The organism is Corynebacterium sp. S7 (assembly GCF_054401105.1).
The window spans coordinates 2,679,038-2,697,103 of sequence record NZ_CM136760.1; the positions used below are offsets into that span (position 1 = coordinate 2,679,038).

Genomic DNA, 18,066 nt, shown 5'->3' on the forward strand with positions numbered 1-18,066 from the left:
TTGAACTCACAACCACTAGGTTATCGCTCAACTACCCCTTTTTCCTATCCGGCCCCAGTAAAAACAGCTAATAAGATGCCTATAAACCCTCGTGAATGTACTGCTGTTGGACGTGGAGGGCGGCGTCGTCGATACGCTCTTGTGAGATTTCTCCCGCCTCAACAGCGCGAACTACTTGATCGATGCTCTCGGCAATGCTGTCGCCTGTGGACCACAGAACTTGGTCCGCACCTGCACTAATGGCTGCGGTGACGGCCTCGGGGGTTGTCATGCGGTCGCTGATTGCGCGCATTCCCGACATATCGTCGGTGACAATGAGTCCGTTGTATGGCGAGCCACCCGGGTAATTTCCCGAGCGCAGCAATTCGTAGGCGGCGGGGTTAATCGTCGAAGGTGTCTGGCCGTCGCCGAGGCCCGGCACGACCATGTGGCCGACCATCACCGCCGCTTCGGGCACGGCAGGCAGTGCCGAGGTATAAGGCACGAGGTCGAGCTGCTCCAATTCGCTCAGCGGAGGCGTAACAGCCTCGCCCAAGTGCGTATCACCGCTGGCCCGCCCGTGACCCGGGAAATGCTTATAGGTCGGGGTGACACCCGCGTCGACGAGCCCCTGGGCAAAGGCCGCACCGTACTCCGCCACAGTCGCGGCATCGGTGCCAAAAGCGCGATCGCCGACGATATCCAGGCCTGCCGCATCCACATCAAGCAGCGGCGCGAAATCAACGGTGACACCGTATTTGCGCAGCGAGGTACCCATCTCAAACGCAGTCGCGCGGACATCTTCCGGGGTGCCCTGTGCCATCACGCGTGGCGAGGCCCATTCACCAAACACATTCGTGTGACGCTGAACGCGGCCGCCTTCGAAGTCAATGGAGACGCTAAACGACCTGCCCACCTGTTCGCGCAGCGCAGCGATATCGCGGCCTGGCTCCGTAAAAATACTCGAATCCGCCCAGCTCGGAATGAAGATTCCGCCCACGCCAAGCTCAAGTGCTTGCAGCGCAGTGTCGTAATCAGTTACGCCCACAACCATCAGGCTCGCGGCCTTGGCGCGCAGATCCTCCGGCACGCGGTCCTGCGCGGTGGTCTCACTGGTTGTCGCCGACGCAGCAGACGTCGATGGTGCAGCGGACGTCGCGGTGGACGTCACGGTCGCCTGCGTACTTTCGCTTATCGACGACGCCGCTCCCTGATCCTGCGCCCCCGTCGAACAAGCAGTGAGCGCAAAAGTACTTCCGAAGGTCAGTGAAAGTGCAAGTGCAAGACCGCGGCGATTCATCGTGTCAGTTCCCTTCAAGTCCTTAATTAATGTTCAATCGATAAGCAATAACCTACGTGGTCTTCGTGCTTACCCCCTTCTGCCACCCTATGCTGGAGCCTATGAATTCCCCGACGCACCGGCCTACCTCCATGCTCATTGCCTATGACGGTACCGACTTAGCCGCGCATGCACTGCGCTCAGCAGCTGCGCTTTTGCGGGCCACCAACGTGGAAATCATTACAGCGTGGGAGCCCGCGGCCCGGACCAATGCGCGCGCAGCAGGCTTTACTGGCTCGCACCAACCTGCGCTGACCGCAGAAGCGGATCCCGCCTATGACTACGCGGAAAATATTTGCCGCCAAGGCATCGAGCTCGCCGAGTCCCTGGGGCTCACGGCTCAAGCCCACCTGGTGGAGCAAACGTCCACGGTCGCCCAAGCGATCGTGGAGGCCGCCGACGAGCTCAACGTTGATGTGATTGTCGCTGGCACCCGAGGAATTTCAGGCGTGCGGTCCTGGTTCAATTCCTCAACGGCAGAAAATGTGCTCCAGAACGCAAATTGTCCAGTATTTGTGGTGCCGTCGTCTGGGGAAAATGAGTAATTGCCTGTTAGGGTGGGCACTATGACTAATCAATCCGCTTCCCTTCCGCGCCGAACTGCAGGTCCGGTCTTGGCAAGCGCGATCGTCGGCATCGCCTTGGGTGTTGTCGGTGTGATTGGTATCGCGAGTTTCTCCGGCCAGTCCACCGTCCCACAGGGCAACGCTGTTCCCGCTGATCAGGCGGTTCTCGGCGGGCCGGAATACGGTTCGCGCACCTAAATTAAGTTGACCACCCGTGGTGCACCTAGTTGGCTGGGTCTTCCTGACCCTCCTCTCGTTTCTCCAGGAGCCTGGTCGCACCGCCGCCGATACCAAACTTGACCTCGCGCTCGACCCCGCGGGGTTTTTAGGCCAAGCCACCAGCGCCTATACCGACACGTTCACGCTCGGCCAGATCCAGAACCAGGCCTACGGGTACCTTTTCCCGCAGGGCCTGTTTTTCCTGCTCACCGAACCCCTGCCGGATTGGGTAGCACAGCGTGCCTGGTGGGCTTTACTGATGGGTATCGCCTTTTCAGGCACGGTGATCCTTGTCCGCAAGATGGGCATCTCGCAGGCCGTCATTCCCACGGTTGTCCCCGCCGTGCTCTACGCGCTGAGCCCGCGCATCTTAACCACGCTCACCGCCATTTCCTCCGAGGCGTGGCCAGTCGCGCTTGTCCCGTGGACTCTCATCCCGCTGGTTGGAAAGAACGTCACCTGGAAAAACGCCCTCATCGCGGTTATCCCAGTTGCTCTCATGGGTGCCGTCAACGCCACCGCCACACTCATGGCGTGTATCCCGGCGGGCCTGCTTCTGCTGTGGCGCAAGCAATTCAAGGCTCTTGCAATCTGGCTTGCAGGATGCGCCGCTGTGTCAGCCTGGTGGATCGGCCCGCTGCTTGTCCTCGGCCGGTATTCTCCGCCATTTACCGACTACATCGAGTCCTCCTACACCACCACCTACTGGCTCAACCTCGCCGAGATCTTCCGCGGCACCACCAGTTGGGCCCCATTCGTCGAAACCGAGCGCATCGCCGGCAACCTGCTGGTCACCGAACCTGTCTTCGTTCTGGCCACCATGGCCGTCGCGGCCCTCGGCTTCGCGGGCCTCGCCTCGAAATCGATGCCGTGGCGCGGCTACCTCGTCCTCATTTTGTGCGTGGGTGTGGCGTTGATGGGCATGGCGCACGGTCCCTTTGGTCAAGCTTGGATTTCGCTTCTCGACGATTCCCTCGCCCCCTTCCGCAACCTGCACAAACTCGACCCGCTGGTCAGGTTGCCTCTCGTCTTAGGCGTCGCCCACATACTGACCCAAGTGCAGTGGAAGCGCGTGCCTGTGCTTGTTGCCGTGGTGCTGATTACGGTCACAGCTACCGCTCCTGCCTGGTCGCTGCGCCTGGCTCCAGAGGGAACCTGGGAGGAGGTGCCTTCGTATTGGTATGAGGCGGCAGCCTTCGTCGATAAGCATGCTGCGGATACGAGAACTTTGGTGCTGCCTGAGGCCTCCTTTGCGCGCCAGGACTGGGGGTGGACGCGCGATGAGCCGATTCAGGCGCTCACCGAGGTGCCTTTTGCTGTGCGCGATGCCATTCCGTTGGTTGATCCGGAGGCTATTCGTGGGCTCGACGGGGCGATTGCTTCCCTCGGGTCCAACTCTGATCCGGAGGATGCCAGCGAAGCGCTGCGTGCCATCGGGGTAGGTGTGGTGCTGGTGCGCCATGACCTAGAAAACGGCCCGGCAAATAGCACTGACCGGGAGTGGAACCTGCCCGGCGAGAAGCACACCTTTGGCGAGATCGATGTCTATCTCATCGAGCCCGAGCGCGACATGATGATCACCTCGGATGCGCCGGTCACGGTGGCCGGGGGCGGCGAATCGCTCGGGTTGCTTAATTCCTTGTACGGCTATTCGCCGCGCGAGTTGGTCGCCTCTGATGCGCAGATTGTTACCGATACCCCGGCGCTGGCGGTGCGCAATTATGGCACGCTCATAGGGCCGGTGTCGGCGCACCTGCGTGATCTCGGCGAGGGCTCCGATGTGCGCAACCGCGTGCCTGACTATGAATCTGCAGGTCCGCGTGTTGGTGTCGTGGAGACCGGGGGCAGCGCCTCGGCGTCAAGCTCCGCCGCAGATGCTTCCTCCTTCGGCGGGGCGCAACCCTCGCGCTCACTGACCGCGGCCTTCGACGGCCGCACCGACACCGCGTGGTGGCCACAGCCTGGCGATACGGGCTGGATCGAATCGAGCGTGGAGGGCGGATCCGTGACCATTACCGCCACGCAGTCAACGCGCGTGCGCGTAATCAGCGGCTCCTTCGACAAGGAAGTCTCGCTGTCGAGTTACTCACCGCGCTCTATCCGGGTTCCCGGAGACACCGTGCGTATCGAATTGAGCGAACCTGTGGGCATCGCGGAGCTAGACACCGGCGTCACGCGTCTGGTCACGGTCCCCGATACCTCGCCGAACGCGCAGGTCTTTATGTTCCAGCGCCTCATGCCGAATACCACGGTGCTGCAGCGCGGGTTCACCACGCATAACGACGAGACGTGGCAGCTTTCCGCCCCCGCAACCATCGACGGGGAAGACTTTGAGGCCGGCCCAGTGGACCTTCCGGCCGGTAGCCACGTGCTTGAAACAGATGCCGAGGTAATTACTCTGGAACGCGACCGGCCCGCCGCTACGTGGGAGCCACTCACCGGTGAAGTTCAGGCCTCGGATCAAGAGCAAACCGTAGTCACCACACGTGCCTTCAACTCGGGCCTGCGCATGAGCGTTGGCGGCACCGAGATTAGCCCGCACAAGATCGACGCAGGCCAAACTGCCTTCACGGTCCCTGTCGGAGTCTCGGGCGCTGTGGAGTTCAGCTTTGTGGGTACCCAGCCTTATCGGTTAAGCCTGCTCATCGGCGGGGTATTAGGTGCACTGACCCTTGTAGCCTGCATCGTCCTAGCAGTGCTATCAAGGCGAACCCCACAAGAACCGCAGGAACCGCAAGAACCCTTCGTACCCGAAAATAATTCGTCGTTAATTGCACCTGTTGTGGCAGCCATCCTCGTCGGTGGCCCCTGGGGCCTCGCCGGTGTTGCAGGAGTGGCGCTGACCTGGGCCGTTCGCCGATTTACGCTCATCCCCGCCTGGGGTTTGGCCGGCGGCCTCGTTGCTTTCATGGGTCTGTGGCTGGCACGCGCGCCGTGGCCGGAAGCAGGCTATGCAGGAACTTCGCTGGCCGTCACTGTGGCAGGTTGTGCCGTCTTGGCGTGCTTGGGAATGTGGAACCAGCGCAAGGCCGGGCGCTCCACAAACTCATAAGACAAGTAGGCCACCGCAATACTGATCACGGTAGTTGCAACCAATACGGCCCAGAAGTGCCCGCTAAATAGTGACACCCCGAGAATCGGGAAGACCACTGCCAGCACCGCAACGTGCCACAGGAAGATCGAGTAGGACCACTTTCCCAGCGACTGCATCACGGGCCCGGCAAGTACCCCGTTGCCCGGCGCGAGCGCATAGGGTGCCACCACCAAAGCACAAAACACAGCACCCAGAGCAATGCGCACGTTGAACTCCAGCGGTGTCGGATGGGTCAGACCCGGCGGTCCCACAACCCCAGAAATCCACGCCACCACCAGCGCGAGTGACCAATACACCCAGCGATACCTCAGCACTCGCTGCACCCGCGCCGGGATGTGGCCTTCCAGCTCAGCGCAGATCAAGCCCACCGCGAACCACGGCGCATAAGAAAAGGGCCAGATCTGCAGGTTCACGTTCCAGGTATCAATCGAGCCGGTCACAAAAGGCAACCACGGCCACACAAAGCCCAACACGCTAAACCCAATCAGCACCACCACCCGATCCTGGTGCCCCAGCACTAGGTAGGCCGGCAGGACCAGGTAAAAGGCCACTTCAACGCACAACGACCAGAGCTGCGTCAGCCCAGGAATCAACCCGTCGGGCACATAAATCTGCACCATAAATAGGTTCGCCAGCGCCTGACCGAAAGAGACTCCACTGGCATCAGGCAGCGCAATCAGCACGAAGCCCACGCACACGATGTAGGCAGGGGCGATGCGCGAAAACCTTTTGCGGTAATAATTCTTCGAGTGGTCTCCGCGCCCGAGCAGGAACGCCGAGAGCGCGAAAAAGACCGCAACAAAGTAATCAAAGCGCTCGAAGAGCACGGACGGGGTGCCCGTTTGGAAGGCAACGTGGGTCACTACAATGCCCAGTGCCGCCACTGCGCGCAAGCCCTCCAATTCTGGAAGGAAAGTACTCCGGTAAACTTCAGTTCCACCTGTCATAATGAAGTGATTGGTCGCATGGTAGCGATCATAGTGGAAGGAAAACTCTGGCCCATGGCGGTACGCGATCAAGCTCCGACGAAGCGTGGCATTATCATCACTGCCGTGATCGCCGTGGTGGCCATTCTCATCGGTAGCGCCGCGCCACCGCTCGTCGTCCTCTTGCTCAAGTTGCTGCCCAACGGCGCGCACATTGACTATCAGCTGTCCGCCGAGGACGCCACGATCGTCGATATTAGGGCATTGCTTAACGACGAAGGGGCCCACCTCATTCAAGGTCCCGCCGCAATCGAGCGCACGACTGTGACCTCCAAGACCAATAAGTTCATGGAGACCAACGTGGATTCAGAGGTGACACTTAACTTCGACGGCGATGTCATTGCCCAGCTCGTTGACTATCAGCGCCTCAACCGCGACTCCGCGTTTCCGGTCCTCGAACCCGTCGCTCATGAGTCAGTGACCGTGCCAGCTTTCGGAGACCCTGCTGCGGGCACTGTTTCTGAGACCGGCCCTGAGACCCGCGAAGGCCTGCGCTACCTGTTCCCCTTTGCCACGGAGCGCCGTTCCTATGAATTCTCCGATGAGATTGTGCCGGGTACGGTTCCCCTTGACTACGTCGACCCCGTGGAGATCGCAGGTCTAAGAACGTATAAGTTCCACACGAAGTTGCCTGCCACTCAGCTGTTTGAGCAAGAAGGTCTCAGCACGGGCGAGGCGGTAGCCGATCAATTCGGGATCAGTGCGTCGCAGGCTACAGCCATCGACAACTTTCTCACCGGTCCCGCGCAGAATTTTTACTCGCCCGAGGAAATGGACCGCTTTGGCTACGCTGAAAACCAGATAGTCACCATGGCCCCCTATTACACCGCTGAGCGGATCTTTTTCATCGAGCCAAAGTCCGGCACCGTCCTTGACGAATACAACGCCATTAACGTGTACTTGGCAGCCGATAATCCCCAGGCCGATGAGATGGCGCAACAGGGACTCTTCAGCCCAGCGCGGACGCTCTTCTCGGGAGATTTCGCTCTCGACCAGGTTTCTCAGCAGGCACAGCTGGACCAGGCGCGCCCCATGATCACGCAACTGCGAATTCTGCAGGTTGTCTCGCTCTTTGCCAATTTGATCACGTTCGTCGCGCTGGTGGCGCTGATCATCCAGATCGTGCGTCGTCGTAACGCGCTTTCCCAGACCACCCCGAGCGCAAAGTAACTACCGTGCCCGCCGCCAGCTCTGCCCGTCTGAACGTCACTACTGTGGCGCTGATCGCGTGGGCAACTCTGCTGGTTGGCGCTATGACCTGGCCGTTTTTTGGCCCCGGCGAGTTCGCGCTGCGCGACATGGTGATCCTCGAGCGGCCGTACCTTTCCCACGCAAGCCTTGGCTTCGGCGATATTCCTGGCCGCAACGTTCCACAAGACGGGGTGCTCGCGCTGGTGGCCACCATCATCCCTGCAACCTGGCTCGTGCGCCTGCTCATGGTCGCCTCCGCCGCACTCGCAGCATTCGGCGCTACCAAGCTCGCCGGGACAGGCGCGTGGGCCAAGGCCGCAGCGATGGCGATTGCGGTGGCCAACCCTTATGTTATCGAGCGTCTCCTCCAGGGCCAGTGGTCGCTGGTGATCGCCGCCTGGCTGCTTCCGGTGATCGCGGCCGCGGGGCTGCAAGGGCGCACCGGAGTGCAGATCGTCGCGCTCTGGGTCGCCTCGCTGACCCCCACGGGAGCCATTGTTGCTACCGCCACTGCGTTTTTCACCAATCGCAAACCGATCCTGATACTTGCCGGAGCCGTCTCATCTGCCCCATGGATAGTCACAGGCCTCATGCATTCCGGAGCTGGGCGCTCCGCGGCCATCGGCGCCGAGGTCTTCGCCCCGCGCGCCGAGGGCTACGTGGGCACGCTTGGCGCGATGCTCGGACTCGGCGGCATCTGGAACGGCGACACCGTCCCCGCCTCCCGCGAGGTGGGTTTCGCCGTCTTCGGCATCTTCTTGTTTGCGGTGCTCCTTTCCGCTACACGACGAGTCCCCCGCCCCCTGCTCATCCTGGCCGCCGTCGGGTTCGCTATCGCCTGCGTTTCCTGGCTTCTACCAGGGCTGATGGGCCTCATCATCGAACATGTCCCCGGCGCGGGCCTGCTCCGCGACGGTCAAAAGTGGCTGATCCTGGCCATCCCCGCCTATGTGTGTGCCGCTGGTCACCTGCGCCCCGTCCTCGCAGCTCTCGCGCTGGCGCTGAGCCTGCTGCAAACTCCCGATGCTCCCATGGCCCTCCAGGTTCTTCGCCCAGTCCAAGTCTCGGTGCCACAGATCGACCACCAGGGCCGCGACGTGTATTTCGTTGACCGGCCGAGCCTAATCGAGCGCTCCGACGGGATCCCCGTGGTGGATCCAGCAACCAAGGCGATGAACGTTGTCGAATCCGGTGGGCTCACCGTTGACGGCCACGTCGTGGACCAGGATTCGACCCGCTACCTGGAAGGATTAGCTGATCCCGCAGCCCACGGAATCGGCCTGATTGTCTACCCCGACGGCCACATCGAAGATACAGGGGCCCCAGCGCGCCCCCTCGAGCCGCTCGGTCTGGCGCTGCTGGGCCTGTGGTGTCTTACTCCGCTGTTGGCTATTCGCCTGCGACGTTTTCGATAAGCTGCGCGAATCGCGCCCCCGTCTTTTCCCAGGAAAACTGCGCGGACCATTTCTTGGCGTTGGCACCCATTTCGGCGCGGCGGGGCCCGTCGTCGAGAAGCGATCTGGTTGCTGAAATCATCTGTCCGCGTGACTCCACCAACAACCCGGTCTCACCGTCGCGGATGGAATCGCGCAGGCCACCCGCCGAACGATAGCCAATCGACGGAACACCGTGCTGGGCGGCCTCGATGACCGCCAGGCCCCATCCTTCCTTCGCGCTGGGCATCAGGTGCAGCGCGGCCCGCGCAAGCAATGAGTGCTTATAATCCTCGGTGACCTGCCCGTGGAAAATCACTTTGTTGCCCAGCGGCTTGGCGTATTCGCGCAGGCGATCCTCCCACCAGCCGGAACCGATGACATCCAGCACAACGCCGTCCATCGTGGCCATCGTATCCATGGCATCTTCGATGTGCTTGTGCGGGACCAGCCGCGACAAGGTGACCACATGGGTCAAACCATCATCGGGCAACGCCGGTACCTGCTCCGGTACCGGATCCACGCCGTTTTCAATGATGGTGATGTCTGCCTCGCGCACGCCAAGGTCCACCAGGTCGGCGGCACTCGCCTCCGACACGGTGACATAGGGCGAGCCACGATAGACCAATGGCGCAAGCTTGGACTCCAAGAACCACCCCACTTTCGAGAGCACCGGCCCCGCCACCGGCCACTGCTCGCGGTGGCAATGGTGCGTGAGCAAAATGACGGGCTTGCGAGTAACGAGTTTGGCAAAGAACGGAATCCCGTTTTGGGTATCTACCACCACATCGGGGCGATGCTTCATCACGCCCCACAGACCCGCCAGGTAGACGGTGTATTTGCCACCGGCGCGCTCAAACCGGATTCCGTCGCGGGTGCTGTGATGGCGCGCATCGGTATGCCCCGCCGTCCGGTAGATCACCTCGTGGCCCTGAGCTGCGAGATACTCGCCCACCCGCTCGAGATATCGTTCGGAGCCGCCACCTTGAGGATGCGTAGTGTCACGCCAGCACAACAGAAGAATCTTCATAATTGAAGCCAATGCTACCGTGGACAAGTGTGACACTTTCTCGCACCCGCCGCTTTGCCACTTTGTCTCGCTCCTGGTCCTTGCTGCGCTCCTTCCGCTTCGAGCAGACACAGCCCGCAATTTTCTACGGGGGCCTAGCGCTTGATACAGCACAGCTTATCGACGAGCTCACCTCCGACCTTGACGGGCCGCCACTGTCAGGCGCGCGCGTTCTAGATGTCGGGGGCGGGCCTGGCTACTTTGCCAGCGAGTTTGAGTCCCGCGGTGCCTGGTATGTCGGCGTGGAACCCAACGCTGGCGAGATGGCCGCGGCTGGCCTGTCTGGCTTCGGCTCCGTTCGTGGCGACGGCTCCAACCTGCCCTTTCGCTCCGATAGCTTTGACATCGCCTATTCTTCCAACGTTGTCGAACACACCCCAGACCCCTGGGGCATGGGTGCCGATATGCTCCGCGTCGTGCGCCCCGGCGGGCTCGTGATGATTAGCTACACCATCTGGCTCGGTCCCTTCGGCGGCCACGAGACCGGCCTGTGGCAGCACTACGTGGGCGGGGAATTCGCCCGAGACCGCTATACCCGCACGCACGGGCACCCGCCGAAAAACGTCTTTGGTGAGTCCTTGTTTAATGTCTCCTGCGCCGAAGGTCTGAAGTGGGCGAGCTCCGTTGAGGGTGCAACTTTGGTTGCCGCCTTTCCGCGCTACCATCCGTCCTGGGCTTGGTGGCTCGTGCGGGTCCCTGTCCTGCGCGAGTTTTTGGTGTCCAACCTTGTTGTGGTGCTGCGTAAGGATGAGGCCTCGTCGTAAAGCATCTTTTTTGCTTAAAAAAGGTGTACTTCGCAAGATATTACCATTATTTGACCTGGGCTTTTATTTTTCGTCGTGCGTTAGGTTCGCCAAGTATGCCCCAGATGCTCGAAAACCAAAAAGGTGGCCCGCCTAGTCCGAGAACTAGTGCGGGCCACTTTATTAGCTTGAACGCTTCAGGAATTACTTCTTAGCTTCCTCGGCGCGCTTGGCCAGTGCTTCCAGCTGGGTGAAGATTTCTTCTGGAATGCGATTGCCCAGGGACTCAAGGTAGAGTTTCGACTCTGCTGCGTCCTTTGCCCACAGCTCTGGGTCTGGGTAGAGAGCTTCCTTGACATCCTCGATTGGGGTGTCCAGGCCGGTCAGGTCCAGATCCTCTGCGCGGGCGGTGTAGCCCACAACAGTCTCGTCAGCGCCAACCTTGCCCTCGAGGCGCTCGGTGATCCATTTGAGCACGCGGGAGTTCTCGCCAAAGCCTGGCCACAGGAAGCGGCCATCGTCGCCACGGCGGAACCAATTCACCAGGAAGATGGAAGGCATACGGTCGCCGCCCTTTTCTCCCATGTCGATCCAGTGCTGCATGTAGTCACCGACGTTGTAGCCGATGAACGGAAGCATCGCCATTGGATCGTGGCGCAGTGCGCCGACCTTTGCCTCTGCAGACGCAGCGGTCTGACCGGAGGCCAGCATTGCACCCATGAGGGTGCCGTGCTCCCAGTCGTGGGACTGGGTTACCAGTGGCACGGTGTCTGGACGACGTCCACCGAACAGGATGGCGTCGAGCTTGACGCCCCTCCAGTCGTCGAACTCTGGAGCTGCGGTTGGGCACTGCTCGATGGCAACGCAGTAGCGGGAGTTCGGGTGTGCAGCCTTATTGGCGGACTCTGGAGTCCAGTCATTGCCCTGCCAATCGATGAGGTGGCTTGGAGCGTCGCCGTCCATGCCCTCCCACCAGATGTCACCGTCGTCGGTCAGTGCAACGTTGGTAAACAGGGTGTTTCCTGGCTCCATGGTCTTCATCGCAATTGGGTTGGATGCGTAGTTGGTGCCCGGTGCCACGCCGAAGAAACCGTTTTCTGGGTTCACTGCGTAGAGACCATCTTCGCGCAGGTGCAGCCATGCGATGTCGTCGCCCACGACCTCGGCGGTCCAGCCTTCGATGGTAGGAGTGATCATCGCGAGGTTGGTCTTGCCACATGCAGATGGGAATGCGCCAGCAACGTAGTAGCTCTTGCCTTCAGGGCTGTTCAGCTTCAGGATGAGCATGTGCTCAGCCATCCAGCCCTCTTCCTTTGCCATAACGGAAGCGATACGCAGGGCGTAGCACTTCTTGGCCAAGATTGCGTTGCCGCCGTAGCCGGAACCGTAGGACCAGATTTCCTTCGTCTCAGGGAACTGGGAAATGTACTTGGTGTCATTGCATGGCCATGCAACGTCTTCTTCGCCCTCTTCGAGTGGTGCACCCACCGAGTGGAGGCAAGGCACGAACTCGCCGTTGGTGCCGATCTTATCCAGAGCCTGCTGGCCCATGCGGGTCATGATGCCCATGGACAAAACAACGTACGCAGAGTCCGTCAGCTGCACGCCAAGCTTTGGATCAGGATCGTTGATTGGGCCCATTGCGAAAGGCACCACGTACATGGTGCGGCCTTTCATGGAACCGTTGAAATGCTCGCGCATTTCTGCCTTCAGAGCGTCAGGTGCCATCCAGTTGTTGGTTGGACCTGCGTCTTCTTCCTTCTCCGTAGAGATGTAGGTACGGGACTCAACACGAGCCACGTCCGAAGGGTTGGAGCGAGCAAGGTAACTGTTTGGACGCTTCTCTTCGTTGAGCTTAATCAGCGTGCCACTCTCGACGAGTTCGGCCGCCATACGGTCCCACTCTTCTTGTGATCCGTCGACGAAGACCACGTCTTTCGGCTGAAAGAGTTCAACAGCGTCGTTGATCCACTCAATCAACTGTTGGTTTTCCGTAGGTGCCTTGCCAACAAGGCCCTTAATAGCGGTGGTCATCTAATCTCCTGACTGATTTCCTACATGTGGCGTTTAGTACCTCTAAGATTATCGAAGGAAAGAGCTATAAGCTCGCCCCTTTTACGTATGACCTTTAAGCCCAGGTAATAACCAGTGAGCTAAACCACTTTTTCGCACGCTCTGCTGTGACGTTTGGCACCGAAACCGCTCATCCACCTACACCCGAAATAAGGTATTGCAAACCTTGCTAATAGGCATTTTAGCAAGGTTGTTACAGCCGGTTAATTGCCCATTTTCAAGCACTGAACCCGAGCGGGATTCACATACGAAAACGGCCGCCACGCAGGACTAAGAACCAATCTTTCCCGACCCAATAGCACAATCCACTTCAAAAGCAGAAAACGGCAATCCTCCGCGTCAAGCCATTTTCAGCCCCTCCAATTTCCGATTAATACACCCGAACGGGGGAGAGGGGGCATGCCAGTGACGCTTCCCTCAGCGAAATTGAGGGGGATTTGGCCCACTTCTATCTAAGCCGACTAAGACCATTCACGTATAAATATTGGCGAAATCGCCTGAGAAAAGTTTTACATTTTCGCATGTCACGTGGACAATAAGGAAGTGATGAATAATTCTGATTTTTCTTCCGCCTCACAACCGCGCCCCGGAACCGGTGAATTGCCTGCTGGCAGGCCCCTTCAAACCGAGTTCAACGATGGGCTGGACTACCCACGTCTGGGCTCGGTCAGCTTTCGGCGTGGCACCCTCACAGAGAATCAAGAAGCGCTTTTCGACGAGCACTGGCCTCGCCTGGGAACTCTCCTCGAGGACGCGGAACTAGACATCAATACGTGGTTCGGACGCAGTGGCCATCCAACAATCGTCGAGATCGGCTCCGGAACCGGCACCTCCACCGCAGCGATGGCACCACTGGAAGCCGACACCAACATCATCGCCGTGGAGCTATATAAGCCCGGTCTTGCCAAACTCCTCGGCACCGTCGTTCGCGAAGACATTGACAACATTCGAATGGTGCGCGGAGATGGCATTGAAGTCCTCTCGCGCATGATTGCTCCCGAGTCGCTCGATGGCGTCCGTATTTTCTTCCCCGATCCATGGCCGAAAGCCCGCCATAATAAGCGCCGGATTATCCAATCCGGCCCGCTCAATTTGATTGCATCCCGCCTCAAACCGGGTGGCGTTCTACATGTCGCGACCGATCATGCCGACTATGCTGAATGGATCGACGAACTAGTTCACGTCGAACCGCAATTGGAATTTATGGGCTGGCCCTGGGAAGACTGCCCGATCCTCACCGATCGCCAGGTCATTACCAAATTCGAAGGCAAAGGCCTTCATAAGGATCACGTCATCAAGGAATACTTGTGGCGGAAAAGAGATAATTCATAATGACCGATTTACACGAAATTACCCACCCCTATAACCCGGGCGCTGAGCACGGCCCTGAATCTCTCCTTCTCGTCTGGGACGCACCCAATCTTGATATGGGCCTCGGCGCCATTCTTGGTGGTCGCCCGACTGCCGCGTACCGCCCACGGTTTGATGCCGTGGGCCGTTGGCTTATCCAGCGTGCCGAGGAACTTTCTACTGAAGCTGGCTCGCACATTGAGCCAGAGGCAACAGTGTTTACCAACGTCACTCCTGGTGGCGCTGATGTGGTTCGTCCGTGGGTTGAGGCCCTTCGGAATGTCGGTTTTGCGGTCTTTGCAAAGCCAAAAACCGACGAAGAATCTGATGTCGACCCTGATATGCTCCGCCACATTCAGCGTCGTCGCTCTGAGGGCGTGCTACGCGGAGTCGTCGTAGCCAGCGCCGATGGCCAGAACTTTCAGGACACCCTGGAAGAACTAGCAGCCGAGGGAATGCCTGTTACCGTCATTGGTTTCCACGAACATGCTTCGTGGGCTGTGGCACACGAGACCATCGATTTCGTTGATCTCGAAGACATTCCGGGAGTATTCCGTGAACCACTTCCACGAATCAGCCTGGATCAATTGCCGGACGAGGGCGCGTGGTTGCAGCCTTTCCGTCCGCTGAGAGCACTGTTACACAATACGCGACAGCACTAGAACGCAGGAGGACCCGAATGTTCTACAGGTGGGGACATTTTGCCTACCGTCACCGACGGATCATCCCGCTGGTAGTTGTAATCGTCATCCTGGCGATGCATTTCTTGTTCGGCACGAAATTAGACGAACGGATGAGCCAGGAGGGCTGGGAGGATCCCGGCGCCGAATCGACTGCAGCTGCCGTTATCGAGCAGGAGACGTTTGGCCGGGATAATTCCGGCGATGTCGTCTTGCTGGTCAAGGCGGCGGAAGGTCAACAAGTCACTGATCCTGTGGTTTTCAACGCAGCAAACGATGCCATCAAGGGCCTCGAACGCGACTATGAGGCCCAGATCGACTCAGTTACCAGCTATTTCGCTTCACCGAACCAGCAACAGATCTCTAGCGATGGGCGCTATGCCTTTGCCGCGATCGGCTTGTCCGGCGACGGCGAGCAAACGCTGAAGGATTACCGCATCATCGAAGATGCCGCGAAGTCGATTGAACTTCCCGCAGGCGCCACCATGGAAGTGGCCGGCTCCACTGCTATCGCAGATGCTCTCGACGACGGCATGGCCAATGACATCAAACGCGCCGAAATTTTGGGCGTAGCCCTCGTCGCTGTCATCTTGCTCTTCGTCTTCGGCAGTGTGGTCGCTGCGGCGATGCCGTTGATTGTGGGCATTTTATCCATCATCGGGTCTTTGTCGATCCTGGCCATCTTGGCAAGCTTTTTGCAGGTCAATATCTTCGCCCAGTCCGTGATCACGTTGCTCGGCCTCGGCCTTGCCATCGACTACGGCCTCTTTATGGTCTCCAGATTCCGCGAGGAGATAGATAAAGGCACCGAGATTGAAGAAGCGGTGGCCGTCACCACCGCCACAGCCGGTAAAACCGTGTTCTTCTCCGCCCTGATGGTGGGCGTGTCTCTCTCGGGTCTGCTCATGTTCCCACAGGCCTTCTTGAAATCCGTGGCTTACGGCGCGATCAGCGCTGTTGTGCTCGCAGCAGTGATCTCGGTGACTGTGTTACCGGCAGTATTCGGCATGCTGGGTAAAAACATTGACAAGTGGTCAGTGCGTCGCACCTCGCGCAAGGGGCGCAAGATCGAGGACACGATCTGGTTCAAGATCCCACAGTGGGCAATGAAGCATTCCAAGAAGACGATCGTGGTTATCGCCGGTGGCTTGATCCTGCTGACCGTTCCAGTAACCGGAATCCAATTCGGTGGTATCAACGAGAGCTACCTGCCGCCGACCAACCAAACTCGTCAAACACAAGATGAGTTCAACCAGGTCTTCCCGCAATACCGCACTGACCCCATCAAGCTCGTGGTTACCAACGCCACCAACGACCAACTCGTCGACGTGGTCATGCAAACCCGCCAGATCGACGGACTTGCCTCCCCACTCGCGCCTTCTACCTCTACCGTCAACGGCACGACGATTTTGTCCGCGGGTCTTGCCGACCGCAACGAGGGCCAGTACGTCATCGATCAGCTCCGCGAGATCCAAGCGCCCGAAGGCGTACAACTCTACATTTCGGGCACCCCGGCCATGGAAGTCGAATCTATCGAGGCCCTCCTAGAGAAATTGCCGTGGATGGCCTTGTACATGGTCTTGGCCACGTTCGTATTGATGTCCCTGCTCTTCGGTTCACTCATCTTGCCGATCAAGGCAGTGATCATGAACGTCCTTGGCATCGGCGCAACATTGGGCTTCCTCACGGTCGTCTTCGTCGACGGCGTCGGCGCCGAATTATTCAACTTCACTCCTGGCCCGCTGATGAGCCCCGTGTTGGTCCTGATCATCGCCATTCTCTATGGCCTGTCCACGGACTACGAAGTCTTCCTCGTTTCACGCATCGTCGAAGCGCGCGACAAGGGCGCTACCACGGACCAAGCCATCAAATACGGCACGGCCCATACCGGTGGCATCATTACCGCGGCGGCCTTGATCATGATCGTTGTGGCGGCAGCGTTCGCGCTTTCGGAAATCGTCATGATGAAGTACATCGCCTTCGGCATGATCTTCTCACTCGCGCTGGATGCAACGCTGATTCGTTTGTTACTCGTCCCAGCGGTCATGCACGAGCTTCGCGAGGACAACTGGTGGGCACCGAAGTGGATCAAGAAAATCTACTACTCGATCGGCGAGGGCGAATCGCAGCCGCAGACCAGTGCTTCGTCGTTTAGCGATGAAACGCGTATCGACGACACCGTGCTCGCACCCTCGCATGCGCGTTCCGGCGTGACAACGTCGGAAGACAGTGAGCTGATTCCATTCAGCGAGCTGAAAAAACGTCTCGAGCAGCAAAAGTGAACCCCGCGCTCAAGAAGTGGATCAACTGGCTGACACCACTAGTAGTACTCATTGTGCTGCTCGTGGTGTTCCGCGACAAGCTGCCATTTTTGGGCGAAGCATTTTTTACCCTGCTTGCTGCACACCCGCTGCCTTTGGTTTTCGCGGTCATCGCGGCAATTTTGGCACTCGTTGCCATGTCAGAGGTGATGCGGCTGCTGATCAACTCAGACGAAGACTTGAATGTCTCACTCAAAGAGACAACTGATATCACCCTTGCCTCGAATGCCTGGTCGACATCGTTTCCTGGTGGTGCTGCCTTTTCCGGTTGGCTGACTTTCCGTGTTCAGCGCTCCTGGGGTGCTTCGGTGGCGTTGTGCGGGTGGTTCTTCGTTGTCTCTTCAGTGATTTCGACGATGTGGCTCGTACTCATTGGTATCGGTGCCGTTCTTTTCCTCGGCGCAAACCTGTCGCTGACCTCACTGATTGTCACGCTGGTACTGACCATCTTCGTGATCTGGGGTGTCTATTGGGCAACCACGCACCCTGCGGTGTTGAGTTCTTGGGCGAAGCGCCTGCCGGTGAAAATCCGCGCTAAGTCATTGCAGATTGTCGATCAGCTTGCCACTGTGCATATGACTCCGAAGGCGTTTATCGGCGCCTCGGCAGCTTCCTTGGCCAATCGTCTGCTTGATGCGGTCACCTTGTACTTCACAGTGTGGGCCGTGCTGGGCAGCCCACCGGGAATTGTGGCAAGCCACAACCACACCACGATCATGGGGGTCGCCCTCGCGTATGTCATGGCGAAGCTCGCCGGCATCGCGCAGGTCACCCCCGGCGGCGTAGGCACTGTGGAAGCGCTCACCGCCGGCGCGCTCGTCGCGTCAGGCATGACGCTTGTCGACGCAACCGCTGCCGTGGTGATCTACCGCATTATCTCGTTCGGGCTCATTACCGTGATCGGATGGATCGTTTTCTTAGTGAAGTACTCGGGCAAGGGTTTCATGCTGGGAAAGTTTAACTTTCACCATGCTGATGAAACCGACAAGATTGACCCTGCCGATCGAGACAAGGAGTAGGGTA

At 59.1% G+C, this 18,066-nt stretch carries 14 protein-coding genes; 10 read left to right on the top strand and 4 right to left on the bottom strand.

Features of this window, described 5'->3' with window-relative positions; translation table 11 throughout:
• Positions 1 to 79 precede the first annotated feature (79 nt).
• Entirely contained in the window at positions 80 to 1,279 is a 1,200-nt protein-coding gene (locus tag ACXZ66_RS12695) for a glycoside hydrolase family 3 N-terminal domain-containing protein (protein ID WP_458749234.1), read from the bottom strand.
• A gap of 101 nt (positions 1,280 to 1,380) precedes the next feature.
• Here ACXZ66_RS12695 and ACXZ66_RS12700 point away from each other — a divergent pair, with 101 nt between their 5' ends.
• From ACXZ66_RS12700 to ACXZ66_RS12710, 3 genes are read left to right on the top strand one after another with little or no spacing between them, the layout of a single operon-like run.
• A complete protein-coding gene (locus tag ACXZ66_RS12700) occupies positions 1,381 to 1,863 on the top strand; it encodes a universal stress protein (protein WP_458749235.1) in 483 nt (160 codons plus the stop codon).
• 21 nt (positions 1,864 to 1,884) lie between these two features.
• On the top strand, positions 1,885 to 2,082 hold the full coding sequence (locus ACXZ66_RS12705; RefSeq protein WP_458749236.1) for a DUF2613 domain-containing protein: 198 nt from the start codon (positions 1,885 to 1,887) through the stop codon (positions 2,080 to 2,082).
• 16 nt (positions 2,083 to 2,098) lie between these two features.
• Positions 2,099 to 5,155, top strand: a complete 3,057-nt coding sequence (locus ACXZ66_RS12710; protein WP_458749237.1) for an alpha-(1->3)-arabinofuranosyltransferase domain-containing protein — start codon at positions 2,099 to 2,101, stop codon at positions 5,153 to 5,155.
• Here the strand turns inward: ACXZ66_RS12710 and ACXZ66_RS12715 are convergent.
• A complete protein-coding gene (locus tag ACXZ66_RS12715) occupies positions 5,053 to 6,090 on the bottom strand; it encodes an acyltransferase family protein (protein ID WP_458749238.1) in 1,038 nt (345 codons plus the stop codon). The two genes, ACXZ66_RS12710 and ACXZ66_RS12715, sit on opposite strands and share 103 nt — an antisense overlap.
• A 108-nt stretch (positions 6,091 to 6,198) precedes the next feature.
• On the opposite strand from ACXZ66_RS12715, the gene ACXZ66_RS12720 reads away from it, so the two are divergent.
• Both ACXZ66_RS12720 and ACXZ66_RS12725 read left to right on the top strand, forming a co-directional pair.
• Positions 6,199 to 7,353, top strand: a complete 1,155-nt coding sequence (locus ACXZ66_RS12720; RefSeq protein ID WP_458749239.1) for a porin PorA family protein — start codon at positions 6,199 to 6,201, stop codon at positions 7,351 to 7,353.
• A gap of 5 nt (positions 7,354 to 7,358) precedes the next feature.
• Entirely contained in the window at positions 7,359 to 8,789 is a 1,431-nt protein-coding gene (locus ACXZ66_RS12725) for a hypothetical protein (RefSeq protein WP_458749240.1), read from the top strand.
• On the opposite strand, the gene ACXZ66_RS12730 is transcribed toward ACXZ66_RS12725, so the two are convergent.
• Positions 8,764 to 9,837, bottom strand: coding sequence for a glycosyltransferase family 4 protein (locus tag ACXZ66_RS12730; protein WP_458749241.1), 1,074 nt, complete (start codon positions 9,835 to 9,837; stop codon positions 8,764 to 8,766). The two genes, ACXZ66_RS12725 and ACXZ66_RS12730, sit on opposite strands and share 26 nt — an antisense overlap.
• Before the next feature lie 29 nt (positions 9,838 to 9,866).
• Between ACXZ66_RS12730 and ACXZ66_RS12735 the strand changes: the two genes are divergently transcribed.
• The gene (locus tag ACXZ66_RS12735; protein WP_458749243.1) at positions 9,867 to 10,640 is read left to right on the top strand and encodes a class I SAM-dependent methyltransferase; all 774 of its coding nucleotides are present in this window, start codon (positions 9,867 to 9,869) and stop codon (positions 10,638 to 10,640) included.
• A gap of 183 nt (positions 10,641 to 10,823) precedes the next feature.
• Here the strand turns inward: ACXZ66_RS12735 and ACXZ66_RS12740 are convergent, their stop codons facing one another.
• Positions 10,824 to 12,653, bottom strand: coding sequence for a phosphoenolpyruvate carboxykinase (GTP) (locus ACXZ66_RS12740; RefSeq protein ID WP_458749245.1), 1,830 nt, complete (start codon positions 12,651 to 12,653; stop codon positions 10,824 to 10,826).
• A 585-nt stretch (positions 12,654 to 13,238) separates the two neighbouring features.
• Between ACXZ66_RS12740 and trmB the strand changes: the two genes are divergently transcribed.
• Genes trmB through ACXZ66_RS12760 form a run of 4 tightly spaced genes read left to right on the top strand, consistent with a single transcriptional unit; the run spans position 13,239 to position 18,062 of the window.
• Positions 13,239 to 14,024: a tRNA (guanosine(46)-N7)-methyltransferase TrmB gene (gene trmB, locus ACXZ66_RS12745; RefSeq protein ID WP_458749246.1), complete on the top strand. Its 786-nt coding sequence runs from the start codon at positions 13,239 to 13,241 to the stop codon at positions 14,022 to 14,024.
• The gene (locus tag ACXZ66_RS12750) at positions 14,024 to 14,704 is read left to right on the top strand and encodes an NYN domain-containing protein (protein WP_458749247.1); all 681 of its coding nucleotides are present in this window, start codon (positions 14,024 to 14,026) and stop codon (positions 14,702 to 14,704) included. Before trmB ends, ACXZ66_RS12750 begins: the two co-directional genes overlap by 1 nt.
• Positions 14,705 to 14,721: 17 nt before the next feature.
• Positions 14,722 to 17,004, top strand: a complete 2,283-nt coding sequence (locus tag ACXZ66_RS12755) for an MMPL family transporter (protein ID WP_458749248.1) — start codon at positions 14,722 to 14,724, stop codon at positions 17,002 to 17,004.
• Positions 17,001 to 18,062: a lysylphosphatidylglycerol synthase transmembrane domain-containing protein gene (locus ACXZ66_RS12760; protein WP_458749250.1), complete on the top strand. Its 1,062-nt coding sequence runs from the start codon at positions 17,001 to 17,003 to the stop codon at positions 18,060 to 18,062. The genes ACXZ66_RS12755 and ACXZ66_RS12760 overlap by 4 nt, the downstream gene beginning before the upstream one ends.
• The last annotated feature ends 4 nt before the right edge of the window (positions 18,063 to 18,066 follow it).

Bases quoted from the DNA above. Each gene is read 5' to 3' on its own strand.
- ACXZ66_RS12750 (WP_458749247.1), top strand. From the start codon at position 14,024: ATGACCGATTTACACGAAATTACCCACCCCTATAACCCGGGCGCTGAG.
- ACXZ66_RS12705 (WP_458749236.1), top strand. From the start codon at position 1,885: ATGACTAATCAATCCGCTTCCCTTCCGCGCCGAACTGCAGGTCCGGTC.
- ACXZ66_RS12720 (WP_458749239.1), top strand. From the start codon at position 6,199: ATGGCGGTACGCGATCAAGCTCCGACGAAGCGTGGCATTATCATCACT.
- ACXZ66_RS12755 (WP_458749248.1), top strand. From the start codon at position 14,722: ATGTTCTACAGGTGGGGACATTTTGCCTACCGTCACCGACGGATCATC.
- ACXZ66_RS12695 (WP_458749234.1), bottom strand. From the start codon at position 1,279: ATGAATCGCCGCGGTCTTGCACTTGCACTTTCACTGACCTTCGGAAGT.
- ACXZ66_RS12700 (WP_458749235.1), top strand. From the start codon at position 1,381: ATGAATTCCCCGACGCACCGGCCTACCTCCATGCTCATTGCCTATGAC.
- ACXZ66_RS12740 (WP_458749245.1), bottom strand. From the start codon at position 12,653: ATGACCACCGCTATTAAGGGCCTTGTTGGCAAGGCACCTACGGAAAAC.
- ACXZ66_RS12730 (WP_458749241.1), bottom strand. From the start codon at position 9,837: ATGAAGATTCTTCTGTTGTGCTGGCGTGACACTACGCATCCTCAAGGT.
- trmB (WP_458749246.1), top strand. From the start codon at position 13,239: ATGAATAATTCTGATTTTTCTTCCGCCTCACAACCGCGCCCCGGAACC.